Here is a 1375-nt window from a genome sequence, read left to right as displayed (position 1 = left end):
CGACACCCGCCGCCTGGATATCCAACGCGCGCAGCATGCGCGGGGCATAGCGCCGGAACCGGTGATAGCCTTGGCCAACATGCGCCAAGGGGTCAGCGGCCATCGTGTCCGTCAACTCGGCGGCGATGGCCACCAAGCCTTCAAGCCGTTCCCACCCGCAGGCCAGTTCCGTCGCCTGATCCAAGGGCGCGCCATCGCTTCTGGCGTCGAGCAAGGCGGCACCAAGGGATTTGAAGACGCGCAGGGTGTCCTGCACCGCCGTCTTTGCGTCAGCGATCTTGGCATCGCAGAGCTTCTTGGCACCCTGCCATGTCTTGCCCACGATCCGATCGTGGGTCTCGATGACCGCGTCCGCAAGCGCCGCACGCCATGCGACCGCGCAGACCGCGAGGATGGCCAGGCGGCGATCACTGCTGATGTCGCGCAGGCCATCCACTGCCCGGCAGTGCATCGCAACGCGATGTCACGAGAGGGGGCAAAATAGCGTTCCCCCTGACGCTGCAGGCGGGTCACCCGATGGGGTGGAATGCCCGAAAGGATGTCAGGCGACAGGTTCATCTGATGCAGAAATTCCAGCCGGTCGAGCAGGCGACTGGCATCGGCCGAGTTCTGACCCACCTCGAATTGGCGCAGCCAGACGAACCGGCTGACCTTGCCCTCGACCATATCCGTAAGCAGGGCATCAAGGCGGGCTTTCATCGGCTCATCCAGCCGGGCTACGATGGCGCTATCGATCCGACGTTCCGCCGCGACCAGCGCATCCGCGCAGAGGTGCTCGATCACGGACACGCCCGGCAGGATGGTTCTGGTCCGGCGGCACTCATCGACAAATCGGCGGGCAAAATCATGGTTGGTAGTCGCGTTCTCCGCCTCACCCGCAAGCCAGGCCTTCAGCTCGCGTGCGCGGTGACCGGAGAACATCCTGAAGCCGTAGGCTTGGCGCAAGTCGACCAGATGCCTTCGCCGCGTTACGTCGGTCTCAGCGTAATGGGAAAGCTCATCCATCTCTTCGCCAAGCTGTGCGGCGATGAAGCGACTGACGGCCTCCGGAATGACCTCACCCGACACCAACAGTCGGCCAGGATACCGGAACGCACAAAGCTGAAGAGAAAAGCCGAGGCGATTGCGTGCATGGCGACGGGTCCGAATGATTTCGATGTCATGATCCGACAGCGTGTAGTGGTGGAGGATGCCGGCTTCGTCTTTCGGAAGGTCGAGCAGCGCCGCGCGTTGGCGCGCGGTCAGAATAGAGCGTCTTGGCATGTGGCCTTGTCCTTGTTAGTCATTAGTCTGTTCAGGACAAAATCCGCACCAGCAATATCAAAGGCTTGCAAGGCCAAATTCCGAGGGGGTTCAACTGGGACACATCCTCAGA

1 pseudogene is annotated in these 1375 nt (G+C 62.2%); it reads right to left on the bottom strand.

Features of this window, described 5'->3' with window-relative positions:
- Positions 1–1263, bottom strand: a pseudogene (locus tag MCRY_RS22280) (DUF4158 domain-containing protein); the annotation flags it as partial.
- Positions 1264–1375 lie beyond the last annotated feature (112 nt).

The organism is Marivita cryptomonadis (assembly GCF_002115725.1).
Classification (GTDB): domain Bacteria; phylum Pseudomonadota; class Alphaproteobacteria; order Rhodobacterales; family Rhodobacteraceae; genus Marivita; species Marivita cryptomonadis.
Note: the sequence above shows the minus strand (reverse complement) of the source record. Positions and strands in the feature narration are given on the sequence as shown.